8 protein-coding genes and 2 pseudogenes are annotated in these 8,774 nt (G+C 43.7%); 9 read left to right on the forward strand and 1 reads right to left on the reverse strand.

All coding sequences use genetic code 11. The features are described 5' to 3' along the window. Positions 1 to 86 precede the first annotated feature (86 nt). The 3 genes from cheB (at position 87) to RH949_RS11400 (ending at position 3,616) form a co-directional block, all read left to right on the forward strand. Positions 87 to 1,154 (forward strand): chemotaxis-specific protein-glutamate methyltransferase CheB, encoded by a 1,068-nt coding sequence (gene cheB / locus RH949_RS11390; protein WP_446353151.1) that lies wholly within the window; start codon positions 87 to 89, stop codon positions 1,152 to 1,154. A gap of 294 nt (positions 1,155 to 1,448) precedes the next feature. Continuing rightward, complete coding sequence (locus RH949_RS11395; RefSeq protein WP_044208779.1) at positions 1,449 to 2,561, forward strand: CheR family methyltransferase; 1,113 nt, start codon at positions 1,449 to 1,451, stop codon at positions 2,559 to 2,561. Next, complete coding sequence (locus RH949_RS11400; protein ID WP_446353154.1) at positions 2,558 to 3,616, forward strand: chemotaxis protein CheW; 1,059 nt, start codon at positions 2,558 to 2,560, stop codon at positions 3,614 to 3,616. The genes RH949_RS11395 and RH949_RS11400 overlap by 4 nt, the downstream gene beginning before the upstream one ends. A gap of 150 nt (positions 3,617 to 3,766) precedes the next feature. On the opposite strand, the gene RH949_RS11405 is transcribed toward RH949_RS11400, so the two are convergent. Then, entirely contained in the window at positions 3,767 to 4,675 is a 909-nt protein-coding gene (locus tag RH949_RS11405; RefSeq protein ID WP_446353156.1) for a hypothetical protein, read from the reverse strand. 144 nt (positions 4,676 to 4,819) lie between these two features. Here RH949_RS11405 and RH949_RS11410 point away from each other — a divergent pair. From RH949_RS11410 to RH949_RS11435, 6 genes and pseudogenes are all read left to right on the forward strand, one after another. Continuing rightward, positions 4,820 to 6,019: pseudogene (locus tag RH949_RS11410) on the forward strand (N-6 DNA methylase); the annotation flags it as partial. Then, on the forward strand, positions 5,998 to 6,288 hold the full coding sequence (locus tag RH949_RS11415; protein WP_006103003.1) for a nucleotidyltransferase family protein: 291 nt from the start codon (positions 5,998 to 6,000) through the stop codon (positions 6,286 to 6,288). The pseudogene RH949_RS11410 and the gene RH949_RS11415, both read left to right, overlap by 22 nt. Positions 6,289 to 6,402: 114 nt before the next feature. Beyond that, positions 6,403 to 6,819 carry a XisH family protein gene (locus RH949_RS11420; protein ID WP_446353158.1) on the forward strand — a complete coding sequence of 139 codons (417 nt, stop codon included), beginning with the start codon at positions 6,403 to 6,405 and terminating at the stop codon, positions 6,817 to 6,819. Next, positions 6,807 to 7,142 (forward strand): element excision factor XisI family protein, encoded by a 336-nt coding sequence (locus tag RH949_RS11425; RefSeq protein ID WP_446353160.1) that lies wholly within the window; start codon positions 6,807 to 6,809, stop codon positions 7,140 to 7,142. Before RH949_RS11420 ends, RH949_RS11425 begins: the two co-directional genes overlap by 13 nt. Positions 7,143 to 7,222: 80 nt before the next feature. Further along, positions 7,223 to 8,152: a restriction endonuclease subunit S gene (locus tag RH949_RS11430; protein WP_446353162.1), complete on the forward strand. Its 930-nt coding sequence runs from the start codon at positions 7,223 to 7,225 to the stop codon at positions 8,150 to 8,152. 20 nt (positions 8,153 to 8,172) lie between these two features. Further along, positions 8,173 to 8,637, forward strand: a pseudogene (locus tag RH949_RS11435) (type I restriction endonuclease); the annotation flags it as partial. Positions 8,638 to 8,774 lie beyond the last annotated feature (137 nt).

Below are 8,774 nucleotides of genomic sequence, written 5' to 3' on the forward strand. Positions count from 1 at the left end.
TTCGTTCGTTCGTTCGTAGTCGGCACTTTAGTGCCATCAGCGCTGAAGCGCTAACTACAAACCCTTAAACAACTAACAAATGACCAATGACGATTAAAGTTCTATTAGTAGAAGACTCCAAAATATCCCTAGTCATTCTCAGACGAATTATCAATGATTTTTCCCAACTTGAGGTAGTCGGAGAAGCGCAAAATGGGTTAGAAGCATTGAGCCTAATACCTCAAGTTAAACCCGATGTGATTTGTACCGACTTACACATGCCACAGATGGATGGGTTGGAATTAACCACTGAAGTCATGCGTCATAATCCTATACCCATTTTAGTCTTGAGTGTGTCGGTACAACAGGAAGATACCCATCATATTTTTGATGTCCTCGAAGCCGGAGCCGTCGATATTTGTCCCAAGCCATTGGCTGGTTTAACCACAGAAAACCAAGAATTTAAACGGGAATTAGTTAATAAAATTAGTGTCATTTCTGGGGTTAGGGTTTTCAAACGAAAACGCAGATATTCGCTGCAACACCAAGCCGTTAATCTGAACAATCTGACCACGGCTCCAACCAAATCATACCCGAAGCCTAAAATAATTACCATTGGCACATCAACGGGCGGACCTCCAGCATTGCAAGAAATTTTTTCGCAACTTCCCGCCAATTTTTCGGTTCCCATACTTTGTGTGCAGCACATTTGTAAGGGATTTTTACAAGGCTTAATTGATTGGTTAGCTCCCACCTGTAAATTGCCGATCAAAATTGCCGAATCTGGAAATAAACCGCAACCAGGAATCATCTATTTTCCTCCAGAACAACGTCAGCTAAAATTAGATAAGCAGGGTAATTTTGTCTGTTCAGATACCGTACCTTTAGACGGACATTGCCCGTCAGCAACGGTCACATTTGAGTCTGTCGCCAAAGTTTATGGCAAGAAAACAACCGCCATATTATTAACCGGAATGGGCAGAGATGGCGCAAAAGGAATGCTGACAGTTACCCAAGCGGGGGGTTTAACCATTGCTCAGGATCAAGCCACATCAATCATCTTCGGAATGCCCAAAGAAGCCATTGAATTAGGGGGAGCTAGAGAAGTCCTACCTTTGAACGCGATCGCGCCAATGTTGCTGGAACTTTTACAAAAACAGTCGATTCTACAGTAAGTAGGTTGGTGGAAATAAACTCAACCTTATGAAGTTATGTTAACAAGCCTCAAACCCTGACAAATGACAAATGACAAATGACAAATGACGAATGACGAATGACGAATGACGTAGCTTGCTTCTCGCGAAAGCGAGTTCCCCACCGTTAACTTTACAGCGCTTTGCGCTGTAATAAAGTGCAGTCGATCAAAGTCCCCCTTTTTAAGGGGGATTTAGGGGGATCGACAATGTACCGCATATCAGAGCAAACTGCTGTAATTGTTCCCACCTACTTAAACCGATTAGGTAATAAATGTGTCAACACCCAACCAGTTAACTCCTAAAATAAAACAAGCCTTTATTCGCTTAATTGCTCAACATACGGGTTTGGTGATTCGAGAACGCGATCAAGCCAACTTAACGGACAAACTATTCGCCCGAATGAAAGCAATTAAACTAACCTTTCCGGAAGATTATTATTTGCTGCTCAATTGTCAAACCAGAGAAGCTAATCAAGAGTGGAAAAAATTGGTTGTCTTGCTGACGAATCTGGAAAGTTACTTTTTTCGGGATAAAGAACAATGTAAATTGCTCAAAACTAAAATATTACCCGAACTAATTCAGCGTCATCAGGTGGATAAAACCCTGCGGCTTTGTAGTGCGGGATGTTCAACCGGAGAGGAACCCTATTCCCTGGCGATTATGCTGAATGAACTGATTCCGGATATTGATAGCTGGAATTTAGTTGTTTTTGGCATCGATATTAATCAAGAGGCGCTAGCCAAAGCCAAACAAGGAATTTATCGGGCTTGGTCATTAAGAAGTATTGATCCCAAGATCAAACACGAGTATTTTAAACGTATTGATAATCACTACCACATTGATGACAACGTTAAATCATTAGTGAAATGGCAACAGATCAACTTAGTCAAAGATCCTTTCCCCCAACCTCACTTAGATTTACAGGCGTTTGATTTAATTATTTGTCGAAATGTCTTTATCTACTTTGAATCCTCCGCCATTGCCCAAGCCTTGGATAAGTTTTACCACGCCCTCCAACCTTTAGGCTATCTGATCACCGGGCATTCTGAACTGTATGGTCAACTTTTAAAGCAGTTTCAAACCAATGTTTTTCCCGAATCCTTGGTGTATCAACGTCAAACCGAGAGTTTAGTTTATACCCCTGTAGGTGATGTCCCTAGTCCCCTGACTTGGGATACTGAAGACGATTACACCTTAACCTTTAATCCGGAAACACTCGAACATGACCTAGAGAAAAACACGATTAAAATGCAGCATGTCGCCTTGAATCTGCTCAAACAGTTACCGCCCAATACCCCCCTACAAAAATTAGGCAATTTGACGCCATCTGAACTGATTAAACAACTCCAATCCTCCTTAAATAGTATCGAGCCAGACTCCCCATGACAGACAATTCCTATTTTAGCTTTGGTTTAAATGATCGGCTGTATGGTATCAGTACAGCTTACGTGGAGGAAGTCTTTCCTCTCCCAGAATTAATATCCATTCCCGAAGCGCCGCATGAAATGATTGGCGTGGTCAATTTGCGGGGAGAAATGATACCCGTTATCGATTTTAATCAGAGTCTTGGCTTACAATCATCCAACTACCGTTTAACCGACAGTATTATCGTTCTAAGACGAGAAAAAACCAAAGTTGGGATTATTGTGAATCAGGTTTGTGAAGTCCTGACAATTTCATCAGATGAAATTACTACTGAACTTGAGCCGAATCAAACCGTTAGCGAAAACGGCGTCATTGGTGGACTCACCCGCCATGCTGGTGATATCGTTATTTTAAGTGATCCAGAGAATTGGTTAAGCGCGATAGATAGTCACACGTTTAAATTAGTGGAGAACTATCTCAGCCAAGAACTTAACCGGAGTCAATCGAGTGGAGAATTCGTTACCGAACAAGCCGTATTTGCTGCAAATGCGACACCCGAAGAACGAGACATTTTCCGAGAACGAGCGAATAATCTCAAGCTTCCCTTCGAGAGTCAAGACTTAACCAGTGTCAAACCGTTAACGATTATTGTCTTAAATGATCAGTTATTCGGGATTGATTTAGGCGTTGTACGGGAGTTTACCGATATCCAACAGGTGACGCCGATTCCCTGTTGTCCCCCTCATATTGTAGGAAACATGAATCTGCGTGGGGAAATTGTCACCTTAGTCGATATTCGCCCGGTGTTGAAATTGCCCTTAACCGCGATAACCCGAAGTTCCAAAGCGCTGATTGTGGAGGTGGAGGAGATTTTGGCGGGTGTGATTGTGGAAGATGTGCGTGAATCGATGTTCCTGCTGAATCCGCTCCAAGTCATCGCCGTGACTCCTGAAACAACTAGCATAAATCCTGACTATTTGCAAGGGGAAGCCGTCTATGCTGAAAAAATGATGAGCATTCTGGATGTACCGAAAATTTTCTTGAATGGTGGCTTAATCGTTGAGCAAGCGGTTTGATTGTTATTGGTCATTCGTCTTATGTCAAGTCGGGGCGGGTTTATTTACATCTGGGTGTAACCGAAAAGATAGTAGTGAAACCCGCCCCTACACAATTTGCTTCAGTTCCCCCATCTCCCGATAACTGATAACTGATAACTGATACCTGATCTAAAAAGACGAACACAACAGGTTGAGCAGAGATTGGGGGATTTCTTCAAAATGCTCTAACAAAAAATCCATGATTGCCAGATGGCGCAAATCAACGGGTTTAGGCGGGTAATATCCTTTACCTCGGTTAAACCAATTCTGTACTGTCCCCAAGGAACGAGAACAGATATGAGATAATTGCTCATACGTGACATCCCATTTGGCATAAAACTGCTTTGGCGTCATCCCTAATTCACAGTAACAATAAAGGTCAATAATGTATTTTTCCCGCTGGTTAATGGGGCGGAGATTGTGTCGCCGTCGGGGATTATAGGGTTCAGTTGGACATTGTACAGATAGGGGCGGTATCCCCCGGCGAGAATGGGTGGGATAACGGTAGGAGTTGCCATTCTCTTGATTGGGTTCAACCGTATCAGGTATTTTTTCCACATCCGCTTCAGAAGCCGTATCCGTGGTTACCCAACCTGCACTGGGAGAATCAGGGGCGAGTTGGATGATGTAATAAACCATCCATTGATGGTGATTGTAGTCATAGAAACGTCCCAGAATGACGCCCCAGTCAGGATTAGCGGTTTTCCACTGAACGCGATCGCCTTCTTTGTAGCGAGGGGTGGGGAATGGCAAATCGTGATTGGTAAATGTCTCCTCCATCTCCTCACCATGACGCAGGGTATTTAAGGTACCAGCGATGAGTTTACCGTTGAGGCTTTCAATCAATTCTTGGATAAATAGCTGGGCGAGGATTTTGACTTCCGCATCGGTTAGGTGCATTTGCGATGCGTCGAAGTCAATGTCGCGGTAATGCTTGAGTCGAGAGAGGAGTTCGGTAATGCCAAATTCCGCTAACGCTTGCTGGGCTGTTGTTTCGGGGGTATGGGAATTGTTGAATTGAGGGAGTAACGGTTTCATGGCGTTCTTCTGTTTGTGTTGCTTTGGTGTTTTTGTTATTATATAATAATGTTATAACAAAACAAGCCAAATGAAAACCCCTTTGTCTTTTTGTTTTCCCTATTCCCTATTCCCTGGCGCGTAGCGCTATCAAAATTGCCAGCATTAGTAGAAATGTTAGAGCCGTATCAGGGGCGGGTGTTTGACCCCTGCTGTGGGTCGGGGGGAATGTTCGTTCAAAGTGAAAAATTTATCGCAGCACACCAAGGACGAATTGATGATATTTCCATCTATGGTCAAGAAAGCAATGAAACCACTTATAAACTCTGTCGGATGAATTTGGCGATTCGGGGGATTGATGGCTCTAATATTAAGTGGAACCCGGAGGGGTCGTTTTTAAATGATGCCCATAAGGATTTAAAAGCAGATTTTGTGATTGCTAATCCGCCGTTTAATGATAGCGATTGGGGCGGGGAATTGCTGCGAAAAGATGGACGTTGGCAGTATGGTGTACCGCCTGTGGGAAATGCTAATTTTGCCTGGGTGCAGCATTTCTTGTATCATCTGGCTCCCACGGGGGCGGCGGGGTTTGTGTTGTCGAATGGCTCGCTGTCGTCGAATACGGGGGGCGAGGGGGAGATTCGCCAAGCTTTGGTGGAGGCGGATTTAGTCGATTGTATTGTGATGTTACCAACTCAGTTGTTTTATAACACGGGAATTCCGGCTTGTTTATGGTTTCTGAGTCGTTATAAGAATGGGAATAAGAATCGGAATCGTCAGGGCGAGGTGTTATTTATTGATGCTTCAGAGTTGGGTTATATGGTCAACCGTCGCAATCGAGCTTTTGCCGATGAGGATATACAGAAGATTGCGGGGACTTATCATGCTTGGAAGCGGAAGCCCTCCCCTAGCCCCTCCCAAAGGGAAGAGAAGCCCTCCCCTAGCCCCTCCCAAGGGGAAGAGAAGCCCTCCCCTAGCCCCTCCCAAGGGGAAGAGAAGCCCTCCCCTAGCCCCTCCCAAGGGGAAGAGAAGCCCTCCCCTAGCCCCTCCCAAGGGGAAGAGAAGCCCTCCCCTAGCCCCTCCCAAGGGGAGGGGGATTATGAAGATATTAAGGGGTTCTGTAAGTCGGCGACGTTGGCGGATATCCAGAAGCACAATTTTGTGTTAACGCCAGGGCGGTATGTGGGCATTCCTGAAGAAGAAGATGATGGTATACCTTTTGAGGAGAAAATGGGGGAGTTAACGGCACAGTTGGCGGCGCAGATGCAGGAGGCGGCACAATTAGATAAGGAGATTAAGGTACAGTTAGCAAAAGTGGGGTTTGATTTGGAGAAGATGAACGAATGGACAAGCAACAGGTTCTAGATAAGTTAAATGCTCACAAAGAGCGCCTCGACAAATTCGCGGTCAAAGCGTTGTTTTTGTTTGGTTCGGTAGCACGAGATGAGGCTAGCCCAGACAGTGATGTGGATTTTTTGGTGGAGTTTGAGCGCCCAGTTGGATTATTTACTTTACTTAGCCTGAAAGCTTATTTAGAGGAGCTTCTAGGCTGTTCAGTCGATGTAGGTACTCCTAGTTCACTACGTCCTCACCTGCGGGAAACAGTGCTAAAGGAGGCAATTCGTGCCGTCTAGGGAGTTTGAACTAAGATAGCTTTATAGCAGATTTTGGATGAGCTAGAGATGAGGGAGGAGATTAAAATTCAGTTGGCAAAGGTGGGGTTTGATTTGGAGGATAATTAAATCAGAATGCCAGCGCGAGACTTTTATCATGATGCGGTTAAAACTGCTTTAATTAAAGCAGGATGGACAATTACCAACGATCCTTTACGCTTAAAATGGGGAGTGAGAGAGCTTTTTGTTGATTTAGGCGTAACTAAACTTATTGCCGCCCAGAAAGCCGAACAAAGGATTGCTGTAGAAATTAAAGGGTTTACGAATCCTTCTGTTGTTGCTGATTTAGAACAAGCATTAGGGCAATATTTAATTTATCGAGCTATATTAGAGGAAATACAACCGAATTATTTGTTATATTTAGCGATTCGCCAAATGACTTATCAAGGTATTTTTAACGAACCTCTAGGCGAGTTAATTAGACAAAAGTATCGAGTTAATTTATTGATTTTTAATAATCATAAACAGGAGATTGTGCAATGGCTACCATAGAGGAATATCGCCAAATCATCCAAGGGGAATTAAAGGAATATACAGAGATTCCTTATGCTTACGGTGATTTACGATGTCGTTTGATTGTGAGTGAAGATAGGAATAATTTTTTGCTAATTACGCAAGGTTGGGAAGGTGAGGTACAGATGCATGGTTGTTTGGTTCATGTTGAGGTGATTGGCGATAAGGTTTGGATTCATCGTGACGGGTTAGAGGATGGTATTGCGAATGATTTAGTGAGGGCAGGTATTCCGAAAGGTTATATTGTGTTGGGGTTTCATCCGCCAGAGGTGCGTTCACATACTGAGTTCGCGGTGAGTTAGTTTATGGCAGGGTTGGTGTTACAAATGGTGGAAGTAGAAGGATTAATTAAGACACAATTGGTAAAGGTGAGGTTTGAGGTATGAGTCATTGGAAAGAAACCACCTTAGGAGATTTGATTAATATTAAGCATGGATGGGCATTTAAGGGAGAATTTTTCAATGAAACCAAACAGCCCAAGAATATCGTTGTCGCAATTGGAAACTTTGACTATTCAGGAGGATTTAGATTTGACTCAACAAGAACTATTGAAAACCTCCGTAAACAAAACGATACACTAGAGGCGATCGCACAAACTCTATTTAAGCATTGGTTCGTCGATTTCGAGTTCCCCAACGCCGACGGCAAGCCCTACAAATCCTCCGGTGGCGCAATGGAACCGTCAGAGTTAGGCGAAATCCCCGCAGGTTGGCGTGTTGGGAAGTTAGGAGATGTTCTATCGCTGATTATTGACTACCGAGGCAAAACACCGAAAAAGCTAGGAAGTGATTGGTCACTGAGTGGAATCCCTGCTTTATCAGCCAAGAATATCAAAGATGGGCAAATTGTGCGAGAGGATTCCATAAATTTTGTAGATGAAGACTTGTATCAGAAGTGGATGAAGGATGAGCTAAAAAAAGGAGATGTTCTCTTAACATCTGAAGCCCCATTAGGCGAAGTCTTCTATTTGGCAAACCATCAAAAATACGTTTTATCGCAAAGGCTCTATTCGTTAAGAACAAAAGAAAAATTTGGCTCCACGTATTTATATTTTTGGTTGAAATCTGCACAGGGTCAGTTTCTTTTAGAAAGAAGAGCTACAGGTTCCACTGTTCAAGGCATCAGACAAGTGGAATTAAGAAAAGTGGAAATTGTTATTCCGCCAGTGGCAATTCTCAGTAAAATCACATTTTTTTGGCTTTCGAGCTTTGATAAAATTCACGTAAACAATCAACAAATACAAACTTTAACAAAAACCCGCGACGTACTTCTCCCAAAACTAATGAGCGGCAAACTCCGCATTAAACCCTAACTCTTTTACCTCTCGGTCAAATGAGCAAATCAACCACCGAAAACCAAATCGAAGCCTACAACCTCCAACTCCTGCAAGCCCTCGGCTACAGCTACAAAAACGGCTACGACATCCAACCCGACGGCACAACTCCCGAACGGCAAAGCTTCAGCGACATATTGCTGACAGACCGCCTTAGCCAAGCCATCAGCCGCATTAACCCCCACATACCCCCCGACATTCGCAACCAAGCCCAACGGGACTTACAAAACATCGCCAGTCCCGACCTAATCAACAACAACGAAACCTGTCACCGCTACCTCACCGAAGGCATCACCGTTGAATATACCAAAAACGGCGAAACCAAAGGCGAACAACTCTGGCTGATTGACTGGGAAACCCCCGAAAACAACGAATTCCTCGCCGTTAACCAATTCACCATCATCGAAGACAACCACCAACGCCGCCCCGATATTATCCTGTTTATTAACGGCTTACCCTTAGTTTGGACTTTGGACAAAAAAATGAGTTTGCGTAATTTTTACGCAAACTCATTTTTAACTTAATTAAGAGGAATTAATTTGACGATGACCGAAAAGTTTTACTCGTCTTTAACTCCCTCATTTTTCCCAGAGATATCCGG

This window comes from Coleofasciculus sp. A1-SPW-01, from assembly GCF_040217205.1.
In the GTDB taxonomy this organism is placed as follows: Bacteria; Cyanobacteriota; Cyanobacteriia; order Cyanobacteriales; family Coleofasciculaceae; genus Coleofasciculus; species Coleofasciculus chthonoplastes_A.